Origin of the sequence: Alteromonas sp. a30, from assembly GCF_026788005.1 — a bacterium.
Lineage (GTDB): Bacteria > Pseudomonadota > Gammaproteobacteria > Enterobacterales > Alteromonadaceae > Paraneptunicella.
The window spans coordinates 19,679-36,206 of sequence record NZ_JABEPE010000009.1 but is presented as its reverse complement, the minus strand read 5'-3'; the positions used below and the strand labels follow the sequence as shown (position 1 = coordinate 36,206).

Annotated in this window: 16 protein-coding genes and 1 other RNA gene; 5 read left to right on the top strand and 12 right to left on the bottom strand. The window is 38.9% G+C overall.

The window, feature by feature from the left end:
• Positions 1 to 8: 8 nt before the first annotated feature.
• The 6 genes from HJG39_RS10360 to HJG39_RS10335 all read right to left on the bottom strand — a co-directional run bounded on the left by HJG39_RS10360 (position 9) and on the right by HJG39_RS10335 (position 6,484).
• Entirely contained in the window at positions 9 to 1,013 is a 1,005-nt protein-coding gene (locus HJG39_RS10360) for a Fic family protein (RefSeq protein WP_268409008.1), read from the bottom strand.
• Positions 1,014 to 1,155: 142 nt separating this feature from the next.
• On the bottom strand, positions 1,156 to 2,187 hold the full coding sequence (locus HJG39_RS10355) for a hypothetical protein (RefSeq protein WP_268409007.1): 1,032 nt from the start codon (positions 2,185 to 2,187) through the stop codon (positions 1,156 to 1,158).
• A gap of 78 nt (positions 2,188 to 2,265) precedes the next feature.
• Positions 2,266 to 3,447 (bottom strand): hypothetical protein, encoded by a 1,182-nt coding sequence (locus HJG39_RS10350; protein WP_268409006.1) that lies wholly within the window; start codon positions 3,445 to 3,447, stop codon positions 2,266 to 2,268.
• Positions 3,404 to 4,636 carry a nucleoid-associated protein gene (locus tag HJG39_RS10345; RefSeq protein ID WP_268409005.1) on the bottom strand — a complete coding sequence of 411 codons (1,233 nt, stop codon included), beginning with the start codon at positions 4,634 to 4,636 and terminating at the stop codon, positions 3,404 to 3,406. Before HJG39_RS10345 ends, HJG39_RS10350 begins: the two co-directional genes overlap by 44 nt.
• Positions 4,637 to 4,919: 283 nt before the next feature.
• Complete coding sequence (locus HJG39_RS10340) at positions 4,920 to 5,855, bottom strand: hypothetical protein (RefSeq protein ID WP_268409004.1); 936 nt, start codon at positions 5,853 to 5,855, stop codon at positions 4,920 to 4,922.
• An 11-nt stretch (positions 5,856 to 5,866) separates the two neighbouring features.
• Complete coding sequence (locus HJG39_RS10335; RefSeq protein ID WP_268409003.1) at positions 5,867 to 6,484, bottom strand: hypothetical protein; 618 nt, start codon at positions 6,482 to 6,484, stop codon at positions 5,867 to 5,869.
• A 724-nt stretch (positions 6,485 to 7,208) separates the two neighbouring features.
• Here HJG39_RS10335 and HJG39_RS10330 point away from each other — a divergent pair.
• Positions 7,209 to 7,445: a hypothetical protein gene (locus HJG39_RS10330; protein WP_268409002.1), complete on the top strand. Its 237-nt coding sequence runs from the start codon at positions 7,209 to 7,211 to the stop codon at positions 7,443 to 7,445.
• Positions 7,446 to 7,465: 20 nt separating this feature from the next.
• Positions 7,466 to 8,218, top strand: coding sequence for a hypothetical protein (locus tag HJG39_RS10325; RefSeq protein ID WP_268409001.1), 753 nt, complete (start codon positions 7,466 to 7,468; stop codon positions 8,216 to 8,218).
• Here HJG39_RS10325 and HJG39_RS10320 read toward each other — a convergent pair.
• The gene (locus HJG39_RS10320; RefSeq protein ID WP_268409000.1) at positions 8,215 to 8,490 is read right to left on the bottom strand and encodes a hypothetical protein; all 276 of its coding nucleotides are present in this window, start codon (positions 8,488 to 8,490) and stop codon (positions 8,215 to 8,217) included. The genes HJG39_RS10325 and HJG39_RS10320 overlap by 4 nt on opposite strands.
• Before the next feature lie 1,446 nt (positions 8,491 to 9,936).
• Between HJG39_RS10320 and HJG39_RS10315 the strand changes: the two genes are divergently transcribed.
• On the top strand, positions 9,937 to 10,572 hold the full coding sequence (locus tag HJG39_RS10315; RefSeq protein WP_268408999.1) for a hypothetical protein: 636 nt from the start codon (positions 9,937 to 9,939) through the stop codon (positions 10,570 to 10,572).
• A gap of 24 nt (positions 10,573 to 10,596) precedes the next feature.
• Here HJG39_RS10315 and HJG39_RS10310 read toward each other — a convergent pair whose 3' ends face one another.
• The 3 genes from HJG39_RS10310 to smpB form a co-directional block, all read right to left on the bottom strand.
• Entirely contained in the window at positions 10,597 to 12,282 is a 1,686-nt protein-coding gene (locus HJG39_RS10310; protein WP_268408998.1) for a DUF6538 domain-containing protein, read from the bottom strand.
• Between the two features lie 165 nt (positions 12,283 to 12,447).
• Positions 12,448 to 12,804, bottom strand: a transfer-messenger RNA (tmRNA) gene (gene ssrA, locus HJG39_RS10305).
• A 120-nt stretch (positions 12,805 to 12,924) separates the two neighbouring features.
• Positions 12,925 to 13,404 (bottom strand): SsrA-binding protein SmpB, encoded by a 480-nt coding sequence (gene smpB, locus HJG39_RS10300; protein WP_268408997.1) that lies wholly within the window; start codon positions 13,402 to 13,404, stop codon positions 12,925 to 12,927.
• A gap of 114 nt (positions 13,405 to 13,518) precedes the next feature.
• Between smpB and HJG39_RS10295 the strand changes: the two genes are divergently transcribed.
• Both HJG39_RS10295 and HJG39_RS10290 read left to right on the top strand, forming a co-directional pair.
• Positions 13,519 to 13,953 carry a type II toxin-antitoxin system RatA family toxin gene (locus HJG39_RS10295; RefSeq protein ID WP_268408996.1) on the top strand — a complete coding sequence of 145 codons (435 nt, stop codon included), beginning with the start codon at positions 13,519 to 13,521 and terminating at the stop codon, positions 13,951 to 13,953.
• Complete coding sequence (locus tag HJG39_RS10290) at positions 13,946 to 14,299, top strand: RnfH family protein (protein WP_268408995.1); 354 nt, start codon at positions 13,946 to 13,948, stop codon at positions 14,297 to 14,299. Before HJG39_RS10295 ends, HJG39_RS10290 begins: the two co-directional genes overlap by 8 nt.
• 61 nt (positions 14,300 to 14,360) lie before the next feature.
• Here the strand turns inward: HJG39_RS10290 and HJG39_RS10285 are convergent, their stop codons facing one another.
• Both HJG39_RS10285 and recN read right to left on the bottom strand, forming a co-directional pair.
• On the bottom strand, positions 14,361 to 14,726 hold the full coding sequence (locus tag HJG39_RS10285) for an outer membrane protein assembly factor BamE (RefSeq protein WP_268408994.1): 366 nt from the start codon (positions 14,724 to 14,726) through the stop codon (positions 14,361 to 14,363).
• A gap of 61 nt (positions 14,727 to 14,787) precedes the next feature.
• Positions 14,788 to 16,467 (bottom strand): DNA repair protein RecN, encoded by a 1,680-nt coding sequence (gene recN / locus HJG39_RS10280; RefSeq protein WP_268408993.1) that lies wholly within the window; start codon positions 16,465 to 16,467, stop codon positions 14,788 to 14,790.
• Positions 16,468 to 16,528: the final 61 nt, after the last annotated feature.

The window sequence follows — 16,528 nt, the reverse complement described above, 5'->3', positions numbered from 1 at the left end:
TCTATTGTTTATGACCTACCCAATTCGGTAAGTCTGTATTGTTGTGATTTGCTGCTGGGTTTGTCTGGAATCGTCATTTCAATTAGTCCGTTTTCTAAGGCAGGTTTTAAATAGCGTTCTCTAAATGATTTACGATCTTTCAGTTGTAATGCTTGTTGTAATTCTTCCCGGTTTAATGGAATTGCTTTTTCTGACATCAAATCAACTAATGATCTAACTTGGGGGGTAACATGGGGGCTATCTTGGGGGGTAAGGCTTGGGTTTGTGCTTCTGATGGTCTCCAAAATGACATTAAGCATGAACTCAATGAAAGGGCTTGAATCCGTTCTTTGAGTGCTTAAGTTAATCGCTTGGTAATACTCGCTTTGGTACTCATGAATCATGCTTTCAACGGGTAATTGAGAGAACAAGGGATTCCATTGACTGAGTATTAAGGTTTGCCATAAGCGCCCCATACGACCGTTCCCGTCAGCGAATGGATGAATAAACTCAAACTCATAATGAAATACAGAACTGGCAATAAGTGGGTGTTGGTCTGTTGCTTCTAACCAGTTAAACAGGTAGCCCATTAGCATTTTTACTCGTTCGGCTTGGGGAGCCATATGAACCACCTTGTCGCCATTCATAACGCCCACGTTACCAATACGGTAGTGACCAGCATCGTCTATAAGGCCAGCCATTAATATTTTATGAGCTTTTAACAAATCCTTTTCGTTAGCAGGTTGCCAGCGTTCAAATTCTTCATAGGCTTTTATTGCGTTTCGTGCTTCCAGAATGTCTTTAGGCGGCGCTATGACCCTTTTTCCTTCGAGTATGGCGGTTATTTGCTCTTGACTCAGGGTATTACCTTCAATGGCTAACGACCCCTGAATGGTACGAATACGATTCAAGCGGCGAAGACGAAGATCCTTTTCTTCCTGCAATACAGACAAACGCCCAATGCTTTCACTAATATTTGAAATCAGCGTAATGATTGTCGGTGTAATTGTGAACGGTGGCGCTTGTTTGGGCATATAATTTGTTATGACGTTTGCCGATCTTGAATGTTTAACAGGAAATATTCTTGATCCGCATTTTAGAACTATCTAGTTATCATGTATATATGATTGTTTATTAGGTGAATGTAACAATTCTGGAAACTAAGCTATTTTACTTTTAATGGTCATTCTTAGAACTTTCTTTATTTCCGTTTCTAATGTGCATAAGTTTTAAGATTACGGAGTGCAAGCACAGTATTAACTTGAGGGATAATACCTTTGATGGAAATTTTGTATCTCTCCCATGTAAAATTATGTTTCTACTTTGAGTTAAAGTCGCATCGTATGGTGAGTTATGGACATTTTTATTTTTGAATTGATTGAAGAATTCTCTATTTTCCTTAATCTCTTTTTCTAATATGTCCATTTTCTGGAATAGACCTGTTATGGGAGTGTTTTTTTTGGTTGATTTTAGTTTTCCTGTCTTTGTTTCTTGCACCCATTTTTGCCTTAGTAATATATCTGTAACTGTACCCTCAAATATGGTGTATAACAGAACTGTGCTACCAGCATAATAACCTAAACCATGTAGCTCGATGGCCTCTTCTATTAGGTTGCACCTATCATCAGCTAAGTTTAAAGATGAGTAGTTTTTAACTAACCTTTTTATGAACCTCCTATCATTAATGTAATTTGATATTTCTGTATAATTAGCATTGTCCTCTGCGAATTCGTTGATTTTAATAATGTTGTCAATTTTTAAAATGTCGTTGATTTCAATTTTTGATTCAAAGAAGAGCCACCCTTTTTTTAAATGAGATTCGATTTCATCTGAAGAGTTTGAAAACTCATTGAGTAAAATGTAAGTGCTTGGTGATTTGTTTAAGTAGTTTTGAAAATCTTTAAAAGTGCTTTCAATTAATGTTCTAAATTCCTCTGCAAGAATTGATAATACTTCTTCATCGTTCTCCTTAAACTCTTCATACATTGTGGAAAAGTTATCAAAAACACCGTTTAAGAAGCGTTCTAAAGCTGGAAGTTGCTTTGTTGCAGCTATTTTCATTTCTGGTTCAATTTTCTTCCACTCTTTATGGATTTCAGGGTAAAGTCGCTTAAAGAATGTTATTACGATTTTTTGAAAAATTTCTATTCTTTCAATTTCTTCAAGGGGTATGTGAATGCCTTCAGCCTCTGATTGGTGGTTGTTCATTTTGACCTCATTTTTACTGTGTTCTTTGGAAGCTATGCATGGATTCTGATTTTGTAGAGAGCAGTCGAATGGCAACCTTTAGAATGCATAAACGGCGAGTGTAATAGTGATAATAGATAGCGAAATAGTCGCAATGTTAGAGGCGCAAAGCTTCCACCATACAGCATTTCCTCGGTTTTCTATTTCGTTGTAGGCCTTATTGATTTCTTCTGACTCTTCTTTGTACTCTCTAGAAAGCCTTTCAAATAGCCCCTTGTATTCATTTCTGATGGCTTCTAAATTTTTAAATTGCCCACTAATCATTAGTATAATTATTAGAGACATTGATATAACAGCTAAGACTACTGCTAAATTTTGAGCATTTTGAAAACTGTTGGAGGTATCTTGTTTTATTTGAGTTATTGCTAGCCAGACTCCCGCTGGTATCGAAAATAATTTGGTGGAAATGTCATCGAATATTTTATTAGAACGACCTATATATTCTGTCTTTTTTTCTTGGTATTCTTTTCTAACTTTGTCGAATGTGTAATCGTTTATAAAATTCTTGTAACTAGCCAATAGCCTACTTGAAAATGCATTAAAATGCGTGACAAGATACTCAAATCTATGTTCTTTCCCTATTCCGTGTAAAAGATTGAACACCTCACCTCTAAATAAGTTAATTTTAGCTTCTTGATGTAATTCATCGGTTAAAAAATCTTCTAGAGTATTTATATCAATATCAGTCTCTAAAAGTTGTTCATTTATATTGTTTGTTATGTGTAATGCTTCTCCATGAATAATGATCCTCTCTTTTCCGCTAGCTGGTATTGAAGCTTTTTCTATTAGCTTAGATAACTTGAACAGATTTAAGTAATTATTGAATCTGGAATCTTGAGATTCAGCAAAAAGTAGTCTTTTTGAACCGTATAAGAAAACCCCGTTTATAGGTTGTTTCCATACAGATTCATATTGTAGAAGGGTATTCCAGTTTTCACATATAAAATATCCCCCCTCTTTAAATGTTATAAGTGTAACTTTGGCCGTGTACTTTTTAAAAAGCTCCTCGTGTACTTCATCAAATGTTTTGTCTGTTATTCTTTGTCTCCCCTTATAAAAGCTAATGTGGGGTTGGCAAAGTTCATTTTTTCCAAGGATACTTAGATCATCAAGAAGAGACTGATTAAAAGCTATTTCACCCTCAATTTCGTTATCGAAGGCTTTAGTGCTTTCAAGTTTATCGTAAATCTTCGAGAAGATTTGTAGAGTTGTTTTGTCCATCTTCGATATTCTCTAGCATCTCTGGTTCAATAAATTTTTCTAGTAGCATCGAATTAGAAGTTCCATAAAAAATATCTAGTTCGCTTGGGGAAACACCTTTTTTTACTGCCGATTCAATTAGTTTGAATTTGTCTTCATCGGACATTTCTGGATTGTCTCTTAATGATTTAAGTGTATCTTCTATTATAATTTCATGCTCAAGAGATGGCGGTATCTCATGGATTTCTAACACTCCGTTATTCCAAATAATGCTTTTACCTAAATGATGTCTGTCAAAACTGATTGATATACCTTTGTATTGCCCATGTAGCCTGACAAAGCTTCTTAGTGTGGTTTTGTTAATTGATAGCTCCGAATTTATGTCGTATTCATCGGATGCATGTACGATAAAAGGTTGAGGAGATTCAGGAAACACGAAGTTTGCAACTTCTTCAAGTACAACAGGTTCGTTCTTTTTAAGCTTTTCAGAGATAAACTGGTGAGCCTTTGTTGTTCTATTTAGCTTATCTTCATCATCCAGCTTTAAAGTGTTGCTTGAATAATCTTCAATGGCTCTTTTTAAAGCCTGAGTTTCTGCTGCTGTAGCAGTCTTGTCTCTAACGCAACCTATAAACTCTTCAAAGTACTCTCGTACATCACTTGCTAATTTTGTAATGAATCTTATGTATTTATCGCTATCTTTCGAATCCCACAGCTCAAGGTTTATTGTCGCACCTAAATGAAGGGAGTCTAAGTCTAGTATTTCTCTTGCTACAGTCGTTAAGTCATCTGATAAATCTATACCGGGCTTTTTCTGAAGTACAACTACTGCGAGCCAATTACAATCTCTTTTTTCATATTGGTAGAAAACCAGATAGCCACCTTTTACATTTCCCCTGTTTCCCCTTTCTAGTAGTGTTGCATACCTATTTGCCATATCCGTTGTCATTTGGACGAAATTTGAACACTCAAAACTGTTGAGGTCGTAATATTTGTGAAGTTCTTGCTCAAAAGCAGGTTTAGAAGTGTTGTCACCATGTTGACCAAAGACTCCAAAGCTTAGATTGTTAGGGAATAGTTCTATTAATTTTTCGGCTAACTGCTCGGTGAGTCCTGCTATATCATTTTCCTTTTTTCTACATTTTATTTGTAGAAGGGCTCCATCTTTGTCTCTTCTGACTTGGTGGATGATCACTTTTTTGATTGACATATCTATTCTTTGATTTGTTGTAAAAATTGTTATCAGCAAAGGATAAATAAATAATCTTAATTATGAAAGAAGAAGTTTAAGTATCTTTGAAGCAGTGCTTTCTGGTAGGCTAACAAAGCTTTAGAATTGTTAACAGATAGGCATGGTATTGCCTGCTTACAAATGTCTGGGAGTGTTAGTAAAGCTTAGGCTCGTTTAAGTTACTTATAGCTATTATGTCATGAGTAATGGGCGAAAGCTGATAGGTGAAACCATACTTCCATTTATTGATATTAGAAAAAGCCTATACTATCCAATCATCAACAGTCCGTTTTTTAACTTTCTTATCAGTCATCATCACAGGTTTTCCCCAACTGAAAAGTGACTTGGATATTCTCTGCTTCTTACCTTTAAAGATAGTGCGAAGCATTCCTTTAACATTCTCAAAAAGTGAAGGCTCAAGATCGTTGTATAACGGGTATCCTTCGGGGTATTTCCTTCTTTCAAACCAGTCTGCGGTTTTCGAATAAAGAATTATGAACAGAATAAAAACGGCAAAGATGAATGGAACCATAAGGTATTCAGGTATATTCTCAGGAGCGTTCCAAAATTGAGACATTCCATAATCTCTTAATATAAAGTAGCCGCCTATAAAGAAACTAGGTACTGTATTTAATAAGAGTATGAGCATTAAAAAGGCTACAACTCGTTCACCAAGAGAGGCTTTTACTTCTTCAGCTGTATGATCGATTGGCGAATCTTGACCAATGATGCGCCCTGAAACTTTCACCTCAGCCCACGGGTTTCCAGTTATAAAGACTGGTATAGAAATGTATTCATTTGGGTTAAGACAATCAAAATTAATTGAAAAAGTGTGTTTGTCTATAAGGGTTGTGTAGCAATCAGTTTGATCTTCGATTGGCAATAACTTTGTTCCTGCTAGTCGAGCATCCTCACTGATAGAAACTCTAAGAGGAGCCGATGCTAAAATATCCGACTGGATTATGGGTTGGTTTCCTCTATTTCTAAGCATTAAACTGATTATATAAATACCTTTGTACTTGTCTCCATTTTCGTCGCATATGTGATAGGGAATGTAGCGAGGTAATTCAGAAATAATGCCTCTTCCTATTAGACTAGCCCTAAGATCTTTATATGGATGGTATTTACGTCTACCTATTACAGTAGACGCCATACGAACTAAAGCAATTAGTGGGGATAAAATGTCTCCTAAAGTCATAGAAATCCTTGTTAATTTATGAACTCTTCAAGTTCTTGTGCTTTACCTTCATAGTATTCTAGAGCTAAAGAAATAAGGTTGTGAATAGTTCTATCCCGTAATTCATTACCTAAATGTTTTATTGGAGGGGCTAAACCCCGTTGTTTAGCTCGTTTGGTTTTAACTTGTTTAGCTGTCTGCTGAATTTCCAAATGACTATTATTCATGTCTAATTCGGCATCTTCAAAGCCCTTGCCATCAAAACTAATTTGGAGAGTACCATTGTCATCAAGTGTTTGTCTTATTGTGCCACCTTCGGGTAAATGCACTGGGTTCTTAAATATGATAGACATTTTTGTTAGCGATAACTGATAGTGCTCATAGTCCAAACCATGTACGACACTATTTCTAATTTCTGTTAGGTAACTTAAAACTTCCCCATCCACACGATCAGCTTTAATTCCTTGCCACCAGCGCCAGACATCATCATCTTCCTTGTGTTTTTCGGCAAAATCTCGAAGTCTTTCAAATATTACCTGAACTCCTAATATAGAAAGCTCAAAGAAGTCATTTTCGCTTTCTTTATTCCGAGCATTTTTGAAAAGGCGAAACCTTCGTTTAGTTCTTTGGATTGCTGTTTTATAGTCCATATTTCTCTATTGTTTGCGTGTTCTATTTTTTCAAATAATTACTTCACTGTTGATAACACCAAGGAGTAATTCTTCGACGTTTGACACTTCCTAACTGCTGGTGGTTTTGGTTGCAGTACGAACTATCAGTAAAGCATAAAGCTCAATACAACACCTATTTCATGTGGCTTAACTACTCTCAGTCATTGCCTAAAGAAAGAGCAGGGATTCTATTTTATCAATGTTAATAAAGAAACTTCTAGGTGTCATCGAATGGCCGGGGTGAACCGCTATAAATGCTAAAAAAAGCCCCGGGATTATTCCCGAGGCTGTCAAATTGGTTTTAATGGTTTGTCTTTGTCTTTGTCTTTGAAGGCGTCTATTACTTGATTGCAAATTGATTAATTTTATATCCATGTGAGCAGATGGCTTTAATTTCTCAGCTCTCTTTAAGGTTCTACCTTGAAACGGGTGAAAGCCAATAGATACCGCCAGCGCTACAACAATAAAAGATGTTGATAGTCCCGTTATAGAAGCCTTTCAGGGTAATGAAGCCTTTTCTTGTCACTTGTGGACAACCCACCAGCCAGCACCGAAAACTGTATAAATATCAATCCTTAATATCTTGTTTTCATACTAGCAAAAATGCAGCCATTAAAATTATCCATAACTTGCTAGTGGATTACATTTCAGGATAGTATGCTTACCGTTATCCCTTTTGTTTTTAATCTTAAAGGCTAAGTTTATGAAAAAGATCAAGTTATGTAGTGTTGTGGTACTTGGATTGCTTGCAGTAACGCCTGTTCACGCTTCGGATAATTGGCTATTGAGTCTTTTTCCTTGGTTGAATGTGTCGGGTGGAGGAAATAGCGGCGGCGATCCTTCTATTCCCGATCCTGCATTTGGCATCAGTACGCCCATTTACACCCCATCCGGTGGCGGTAACAGTGGTGGAGACCCTTCTATTCCCGATCCGCATTAGTACAAAGGAATTAATTTGATATGAGTACAAGTTTAGCGTTTGTTTTATCTTTAATTTGGGTATTCCTTTTACTAGGAACAACGGTTTTAAATCACCTAAAAGGACGAAGCCCTTTATTTTATAGCAGTGTATTTTTACTTGCTGTTTATGCCACTACCCATTTAATCAGTATTAACTGGTTGTTGGTAATGCCTGCCGTTGAGGCGGTTAAGGTACATTATTTATTTTATACAGCCGTTCAAATTGTTATTGGTGTTGGCCTGTTCTGGTTAAACCGAAAGAACATGACATTGATGATGAGCCTAGCAATATGCTTGCTTGGTTTAGAAGCTATTCTTAATTTCGCCGTGCATGTAGACAGAAACGTGATGGCACTGAACTTTAACGCGGTTCCCAACCTTACCGATAGCACCCAGTGGTTTTTGTGGGACATTAAAAACGTTGTTGCTACGTTAAACAACCCCGTATTAATTGTTGCAGTGGTTCTTGGCAAGGTTTACAAGGTTGATACAACAGATTCGGTAGAACTGTATGACATCGTTCAAAACGTTGAGCATTTCGTTAAGGACTGGGAGGATTCAGCGCTTAAAAAAGAAGTGCTTATGCTGCTAGATGATTCAGCCGATGCTTTGTTACATTGGGGGGATGGGCTTCAACCACACCTTCTTTCTGGCACACTGCTTCTTGAAAAGGCTATTGAACTTAGCTATTACGAACCAGACAGAACCAACTGCGGAAGGTTCGCGCGCTTCATGTACTGGCTAAGAAGTTAGGATTTAAACAAATCCTCATTATTAAACTCGATATTTAAAAGTCGGCGTAGGGGAATCTCGCCGATTTTTGTTTTTTGTGAGAGAGCCTCTAAAAACTCAAAGTTAATTTTTCCTCTTTTAAGAAACAAATTGAATGTTTCTACTTCTTTTTCATCTACTTTGCGGTCATGCAAGTGCTCAAGAAAATCAGCAACGCCATTGTAATCGGTCTGGATCAAATACCTAACACGCCTCTTTAAAAGTTCCTGACTGTTTAGTTCAAACTCAAACATAGGTTTTTCTCTTTCGGTAACAAAACCAGCCCATGTTAGCACACCTAAAATGTAAGCTTTAAGACCATCAGTAAAAACTGTGCTAGTGACTTGGCTATTCGCAACGTAAACGTTGAGGTTTTAATGCTGCTTCGCCTTTGAAAAAGTTATTTTAATAGCAGCAACAAGTAGTGGTCTAAAAAATCCCTCCCAGAAATGAAACGAGGCGGTGCGAATTACCCTTGGTTGATCGTCTGGAAAGTACCTAAGCAACCTTGAGGAATACCTCTGAGGCTTCCTAAATAGCTATTTACTGGCTTTATATGCTTTTTTACTTGTCATGGTATAGATATTCAATTAAACGTTCTTAGCGTGCCTTTTGGCGGGCTTTTCTGTTTTTGGCTATTGAGTTCTTGCTTTGAGGACAAATGCCGGACGTACGTTCATAGAGGTTAACAAGGGGGCTGGTTCTTTGTCGCTGGTCTCTATGGTGGTCGTCCGGTTGTCTCTGGGTAGTTATTTCATTCTGCTACGACAACGAATAAATAACCTCTCAGGGGCGAACTGAGCGGGGACTATAGAATAAACCCGGGGCTGATCTTTAAGACGGGGGACTGCAAAAGCTTGATTGTTGCTGGTGGCTTTCTGGCGTGGATCACTTTTCGGTTGTTGTTGAGAGTTGAAGACGTCTAAAGTCAATCTCTGAACTAACTTTGGTTCATTGCTGTTGATGGATTCGGTTCTTGTTGTTTCAAGAGAAACACTGAGGGGCGTTCCTGAATGCCTTAAAGGGGCTTCAAGCCGTCTTGAAGATTCACCGGATTTCAATAAAGAGAAATGATATTCGACGCAGAGGAAACACCCCAGCGGCCTATAGGTGAATCTTTAGGTTGTCTCTTGAAGGTGACACAAAGGGATTCTTACAGGTGACTATAGGCTATGTCTCTAGGGTAATTCTCTTCTGTAGGATCTCAATAAGCTAAGTCTTACCTAAAGGTTATCTTTAAGGTATATCTTTGAAAAAGACTTAGAAAAAGAATAAGAGTAAGGACTCTGAGAGGTAAACCTATAGGTGATCTTAAAGTTAGTCTTCAAGTTGATCTTAAAGGTGATCTTATAGGTTTATCTTTTGTTTTGTCTTGTAGGTTCTTCCTCCCATAAGAGGGGGGAATTCTGGAAGCCTTGATTTATAAGGTTTTGGCGTTTCTTTGAATTTGGCTGGTTTCGTCACTGTTTATGCACTCCAAAAGCTGATAGACATCAAGTACTGAATCGGAAGCCTGATCAGAATGTATTTGCTGTTGTCTACCAGCCAGAATCTTTAAGATTTAACTTTTTGGATATAACAAGGGGGAATTTCAGTTACCCTATAGAACTTCTAAAGAAATTGGTATCTTTGTGAGTTTAAGTTTTATCTTGTCGTTTCATTCTCCTTTATGAGGGGACAATAATTTTTAGAGGGAACAAATGACGGACTTATACAAAGACTTGTTGATTGGTGTTAGTGGTGGCGTTATCGGTGCTGTCATCGGTTTTTTGCTATCACTTTGGCTAGTTTATTATGAGAGAAAGAAGAAGTTAAAAGCTCTTCAAGAAGCTTTTTACAGAGAGTTCAGAATTTTAAAACTCAATTTGGAAGGCTGGCTGTTGAACCTTGACGACGAGTTTAAAAAAACTGTTACGGATACTTATTCAGGGTTGAGAGAGTTTGATTTTCGATTCCTAGAGGCATTATCAATTGAGATTATTTCTTCGGGAGGACTTTTATCGCAAGAACAACGAGAGTTTCAAACAAGAATTGAAAATAAGATTGAAGGGATTAAAGTAAAAGAAGAAAAGAGAGACGAAGATATAGATAAAAGCAACGAAGCCGCATTCAGAATTCCCCGCCATCATACATCTTATTTGCTTTGCGATGTCGTAGAGGCCATATATTTTTTAAACAAATTTATTGATAAGAAAGATGCCTTTTTAATTTCACATAACAATGCAAGCCCAACAAGACAGGCAATGATTGCTTATAAATTAGCTGGTGTAGAATTTGAGCTAGAAATTTGGGAGTCAGTATTATCTTTTAATCCTCACTTAAAAAATAAGGAATAGAAAAAGCTTATTGTTCAATTCTTATTAGAAAGCCTCAAACTCGATCAAATCCAAATACCGTTTCTTTTCTGCCACGGGTAAGCCTGAGCCGTAATTGTCGGCGACTGACATTTTATCCACTGTCCAGCCACCGAGTATCTCGGCGATCTCTTTGGGTATCTGCTGAGCCTTGGCTCTGAATGCGTCCCTGAATGTATGTCGGAAGCTGTGGAAGGTGTAAGGCTGTTGTCCGTTACCGGCTGGTTTTCGAATGCCTAATGGAACAAGTGATCTGTTGAATTCTTGTGAAATTTTGCTAGACAAATAGCCGCCGGAACGCTCAGAACTTAAGTTAAAGATGATTCCTTTTTTTGGACGAGTGTCTAACCACTCTGTAAAGCCCAAATCGAGTATTTTTTGTGGAATGGGCAGGGTACGCCTAGAAGACTTGGTTTTGGCTCTCTGACCTTCTAGAGAAGCGATTTGAACACATAAAATATTATCTACTTCCTGAAAGTTGGCTTTTTCTAGCTGGCAAATCTCATTCAGCCTTAAGCCTAAACTTAACGATAGCCTTGTCGCCCATTTGTAGAAATCGTCTTCTTGTTTGTTGTTGAGGATTTTTCTTAATTGCTCGTTGGTGAAAGCGAGGCGTTTTTCGGCCTGTTTTACTTCGTCTGAGATCAGCAATTTAGGGTCGTAAGGGTTAGACATGATCCAATCGTTACGCACCGCAAAATCCAGCAGCTCTTTAATTTTTTGCATGTAGCCGTTTGTGGTCGTGGGCGACAGGCTGGGCAGGTGGTCAAACTTACCCGATGGAATGAGTTTAAAGACTTCCTCAAGGGGGAGATCGCGGGTTTCTTTCTTTTTGCCTACGTTAGAGGGGAAACGTATTAATAAATCTCTGATAGAACGCAATTGCTTGTAACGAATGTCTTTAAGTTTTGTCTCTTTACCCAATACCGCCACCAGCGCCCGTGCTGCTATTGTTGGTCTATCCATGTATTTAGGATTACGGCTCTTGGTTTTGTCGTTGCGTATATCTTCCAGATATTCCTCGGCGGCTTGCCCAAGTGCGGGAACTTTTGCATGGCTCAGGTCTAACCTTTCGGCGTGTGTTTGTTCCCACGGCTTGGAATGCTCGTTGAGAAAGCGCGTATAGACTTCAACCATGTTTTTAAGCCAGTAATAAACTAGGCGTTGTTCTTTGTCTTCTGGTAGGTTCTTGGGGACTAAGTGGCGTTCTTTGAGTTCGTCTATTTGCCATGCTAGGCTTTTTAGTTCGTTTGGGTTGCCGTCTAGGGCATCTGAATATTGCACCCGGATTAGGGTTAGGTCATCAATCAGGGTTTCCCGTTCGCTTAGTACTTTGCCTGAAATGCCTTTTTCTATCTGATCAAATTGGTAGTTAGCCTCGTTCATAGCGATAACTTGCATATCGGAATTGCTGATCGCTTGAAGGCGTTCACGTTGGCGGCGTATGGCTTGAAACTTGGCGTCTAACTCAACACTTTTAAGACGTGCTTTAGCCTTAGCGGTTTCTCTGTCTTTGGTTCTAAGCGAGAACTCAAACTTGGTTTTATCAAAGTCAGAAATTAGGTCGATAGGGACTTTTCTTTGAAAGTAATAAACGCCTGACTTTTGCCTTACCGTGTGCATCGGGTTGCCCTCTTGCTTCCCTTCAAGATTTTTTTCTTGTGAGGGGAGAGAAGACATTTTTTTCGACATCTTGATACTACTTCTTTTGTATTTTTTATACCTAAACGTTGTGCAAATATTAGCATTAAAGGGGTCTCGTTTTAAAGCAAAGTACTAGACCTAAGTACTAGACTTCCCCTTTTGCAGCCCTTTAAAAATGCGAAACCCAGCAATTACGCTGGGTTCAGCGGTATGTGGTGGAGCAGGGGGGATTTGAACCCCCGTCCGTAATACCTACATCCTCGGTCCTACATGTTTAGTTTGCCTATTATTTAACTAATCGAACTCCGACAAACAGGATTTCTCATAGCGGGTCTGATACTATTTCGCGGTTCAACCTCAGACAAGTTTCCCTCGCTAGTCTATTAGTATGACCTCCCGAACCTTCACGAACAGACAACGGCTGAAGTGGGAGGGCCTATACCGGTTATTAAGCGGCTAGTGCGTAGTTTTCGTCGTTTGCGACTATTTTTTTGCGGCTTTTTACGAGGCCAACCGCCCCTCGACATGCACCTTGGGTTTCGTATATTCCGTCGAATCCTAATCTGCCCCAAGTATTAATACTTACAAATTTTGTATTACTGATTAGGTAAGTGTCGCATTCTAACACAAAGCAGAGTTGCCAAAAGCGATTATTTAAGAGATGGAGCTGTTTGCCGAATTTTTCAACGTCTATCGTGCGTTTTTCATTACACGCGATTTTTGGCGCTCCCAATCTCTGTCTTTTATTGTGTCACGTTTATCATGAGACTGTTTACCTTTAGCGAGGTAAATTTCTAGTTTTACCCAGCACTTCTTCCAATACATTGCCGTTGCTGTAATTGTGTAACTTTGGCGCTCAACACTGCCAATTAGCTTGTCGAGTTCCCTTTTATGCAGAAGCAGCTTTTTCGTGCGATTTGGATCGCAAATAACGTGTGAGGATGCGGACTCTAATGGCTGAATTTTGCAGTTAGTAACAAAAGCCTCGCCTTCTTTAATAAAGACATGGCTATCCGATAGGTTTACTTTCCCTTGACGGATACTTTTGATTTCCCAGCCTTGCAACTCCATCCCCGCCTCAAACTTATCCTCTAAGAAAAAGTCGTGCTTTGCCTTCTTATTAAGGGCAATGGTATTGCTTGATGTTTTGTTTTGCTTCTTTTTGCTCATGGTCGCGTATTATAACGACTAGAACAGATTTGTCTTTAATTAGATTGTACTTTCGCTATAAGAATCTATGGTATTATGCGTGCCGCCGATGATAATGGGCTTAGAGGAGTTTAAATGCCGACAGTAAACCGTAGTGCTCTTGTACCGTTTAGCGCTGAAAATATGTTCGATCTTGTGAATGATGTAGCGAGTTATCCTGCGTTCTTACCCGGATGTGTCGACTCCAAAGTGTTGGAATCTTCTGATGAACTAATGAAGGCTTCTTTGCTTATTAAGAAGGCTGGCGTTAATCAATGGTTTACAACTAGCAACGAGTTGCTTCGCGGTAAATTTATAAAAATGTCCTTGGTTGACGGTCCATTCAAAGCCTTATCAGGCGGTTGGACATTCACGGCTTTAGCAGAAGATGCCTGCAAAATTGAGCTAAGGCTAGACTTCGAGTTTTCTAGCAAGCTTATTGAAATGGCTTTTGGAAAAGTATTTAGCGCAATAGCGAATAATATGGTTAAGGCTTTTACTGAGAGAGCCAAGGATGTGTGCAATGGCTAGTAATGAGAGCCAGCTAATGACTATAGAAGTTGCTTATGCTTTGCCAGAGAAGCAAGCTTTGCTTGAAGTGAAAGTTGCAAAAGATTGCAAAGTACAAGATGCCATTCATGCCTCAGGTATTTTAAACGAGTTCGACGACATCGATTTAATGATTAATAAAGTTGGTATCTGGAATCGTACTTGCAAACTTCAAGATGTGTTGAAAGACGGCGATAGAGTGGAAATATATCGTCCTCTTATTGCTGATCCGAAAGAAGCGCGACGTGCGCGAGCAGAGAAAGCGAAGGAAGAAGGGCGTGCAAGTAAAGTAACTGGTGGACGCCCCCGAAAAAGTGCATCGGAATAAGTTGATTGTGGATAAGTCATTAGGAAGAAAAGAGTGTTAACACTTTCTTCCTAATGTTGCACTATAGAAGAGGTGTATTAAAGTCTTCTGATAGTTCAAAGTCCCCTGTTACTTCTATAAGCTTATCATTTTCAAACCGCGCGATAAGCTCTTTACGAAAATCTTCGCCCCTGCTAATTGAACCACGTTTCATTTCATAAATGTAGTAGAAGGTATCACTGCCAAAGGTATCCCTTACTACAGGGTTGCCTAAAACGTAGGATACTTGCTCTTTGGTCATACCAATTCGTAGCTTTTCTACGTCTTTCTTATCAAGGAAGTTTCCTTGAGGAACGTCAATACGGAAAACCCAAGACGAACATGCTGATAACGAGGAAGCTGCCAGCACGATCGCTAAGCTAGAAAATAGTGTACGAATTTTGATCATGATTCTAAATTTCTCCATTGCAGGCGGCATCGTACCTTAGACGCTAAGTCTCAGCAATTGTTCAAATTAAATTTTCTTGCTGAATTTGCAATAATCCTTTTGCGTTTTCTAATGCCGAATCTGTAATCTTGTCTCCTGCAAGTAATCGGGCAAGCTCTTCGATACGTTGTTCTTGCGATAGTGGCTGCATGTGAGTTTCGGTAATGTCTTTATCCGAAAATTTTGTGACTAGCATTTGTTGATGGGCTTTTGCTGCTACTTGAGGTAGATGAGTGACACAAATTACTTGGTTTCTTTCGCCTAAGTCTCTGAGCAGTTGACCGACAACAGAAGCGGTTGCACCACTAATGCCAACATCTACTTCGTCGAACATTAAGGTTGCAGATTGTTTATTCGTCAGCACTTGAAGTGCTAAACCGATACGGGAAAGTTCACCGCCTGATGCTACTTTTTCAATGCTATCGGCTTCAATACCTTTGTTTGCTGCCAGCAGGAAACGTACTTCATCAGTGCCATGAGAATTGATTTTTTCTTCGCCGTTACTTACCACTTCAATACTAAAAGTGGCGTGCGGCATATTCATTTTGTGCAGTTGTTCAGTAACTTGTTTACTTAGTTTATTTGCAACTTTAACTCGGGCTGAGTGCAGTTTAGCTGCACTTTCAAAATAGCTGGATTTGAGTATATCCAAGTTTTCATTCATGGAAGCTAAATCATTATCTTGTTGTTCCAAAGCAGCATGTTCTTCTTTTAGAGCTTGATGGTGGGCCGCAAGCATTTCAGGCATAACTGTATGTTTACGAGCTAATTCCATTGCTTTGCCGTATCTATTTTCTGTTTGTTGCATGCGTAGCGGATCAATTTCTAATCTTTCCACATAATGTCGTAGTTCTTCGGCCGCTTCTTGTATATTGATTTGTGCTTCGCTCAACAACGTTGTAACTGCAGAAAGGGTGGGATCGTGTTCTACTAACTCCGAAAGTTTATCCAAAGCATCGTCAACAATCGATAGTGCTGTACCTTGCTCTGATTCGTATAGATTGAACAAGCAAATTTGAGAGTCTTCTAGCAAGGCTTGGCTATGACTTAGCTTTTTAAATTCGGCTTCTAAGTGTGGAAACTCATCAATGCCTAATTCGAATTCATCTAATTCTTGAAGCTGGTATTGCAGTAATTGTTTGCGATCGATTCGTTGTTGTTCTTCATTTAGAAGTGATTGTAAGTGCTTAAGCAGTTTGTTGTATTCATGACTCTGCTTTTTCACGTTCGCCAGAATGGCGTCATGGTGCCCGCTTTCATCAAGCATAGCCCGTTGGGATTCTGGCTTGAGTAATTCTTGATGTGCATGTTGACCGTGGATATTAACGATCAACGCCCCGAATGCTTTTAACTGTTGTAGTGTCGCAGGAATGCCATTTATCCATGCGCGAGAACGGCCCTCTTTGGAAACAACACGGCGAATAATGCACAGATGATCTTCGTCTTCTAAATCTTGTGCTTGCAGCCACGCTTGGGCGCTTTGATTTTCTTTTACGGAAAAGGTAGCTGTAACTTCTGCTTTATCTGCGCCTTTACGAACCATATTGGATTCAGCGCGTTCACCTAAACATAAACCTAATGCATCAATTGAAATTGATTTGCCAGCTCCCGTTTCACCGGTGATGGCAGTGGAATGCGACGAAAACTCAATATCTAAAAGTCGAACAATGGCGAAATTTTTGATGGATAGATGCGTTAACATAACAAGTCATGTATAAATAAACAGGTACTGTAAATATATCCATAAATTTAAAAATGTCTAG

Coding starts and splice junctions, on each gene's coding strand:
- HJG39_RS10360 (WP_268409008.1), bottom strand. CDS start 1,013: ATGCCCAAACAAGCGCCACCGTTCACAATTACACCGACAATCATTACG.
- HJG39_RS10285 (WP_268408994.1), bottom strand. CDS start 14,726: ATGATCAAAATTCGTACACTATTTTCTAGCTTAGCGATCGTGCTGGCA.
- HJG39_RS10295 (WP_268408996.1), top strand. CDS start 13,519: ATGCCGACAGTAAACCGTAGTGCTCTTGTACCGTTTAGCGCTGAAAAT.
- HJG39_RS10330 (WP_268409002.1), top strand. CDS start 7,209: ATGAAAAAGATCAAGTTATGTAGTGTTGTGGTACTTGGATTGCTTGCA.
- HJG39_RS10290 (WP_268408995.1), top strand. CDS start 13,946: ATGGCTAGTAATGAGAGCCAGCTAATGACTATAGAAGTTGCTTATGCT.
- HJG39_RS10310 (WP_268408998.1), bottom strand. CDS start 12,282: ATGTCGAAAAAAATGTCTTCTCTCCCCTCACAAGAAAAAAATCTTGAA.
- smpB (WP_268408997.1), bottom strand. CDS start 13,404: ATGAGCAAAAAGAAGCAAAACAAAACATCAAGCAATACCATTGCCCTT.
- HJG39_RS10340 (WP_268409004.1), bottom strand. CDS start 5,855: ATGACTTTAGGAGACATTTTATCCCCACTAATTGCTTTAGTTCGTATG.
- HJG39_RS10335 (WP_268409003.1), bottom strand. CDS start 6,484: ATGGACTATAAAACAGCAATCCAAAGAACTAAACGAAGGTTTCGCCTT.
- HJG39_RS10350 (WP_268409006.1), bottom strand. CDS start 3,447: ATGGACAAAACAACTCTACAAATCTTCTCGAAGATTTACGATAAACTT.
- HJG39_RS10315 (WP_268408999.1), top strand. CDS start 9,937: ATGACGGACTTATACAAAGACTTGTTGATTGGTGTTAGTGGTGGCGTT.
- HJG39_RS10355 (WP_268409007.1), bottom strand. CDS start 2,187: ATGAACAACCACCAATCAGAGGCTGAAGGCATTCACATACCCCTTGAA.
- HJG39_RS10320 (WP_268409000.1), bottom strand. CDS start 8,490: ATGTTTGAGTTTGAACTAAACAGTCAGGAACTTTTAAAGAGGCGTGTT.
- HJG39_RS10325 (WP_268409001.1), top strand. CDS start 7,466: ATGAGTACAAGTTTAGCGTTTGTTTTATCTTTAATTTGGGTATTCCTT.
- recN (WP_268408993.1), bottom strand. CDS start 16,467: ATGTTAACGCATCTATCCATCAAAAATTTCGCCATTGTTCGACTTTTA.
- HJG39_RS10345 (WP_268409005.1), bottom strand. CDS start 4,636: ATGTCAATCAAAAAAGTGATCATCCACCAAGTCAGAAGAGACAAAGAT.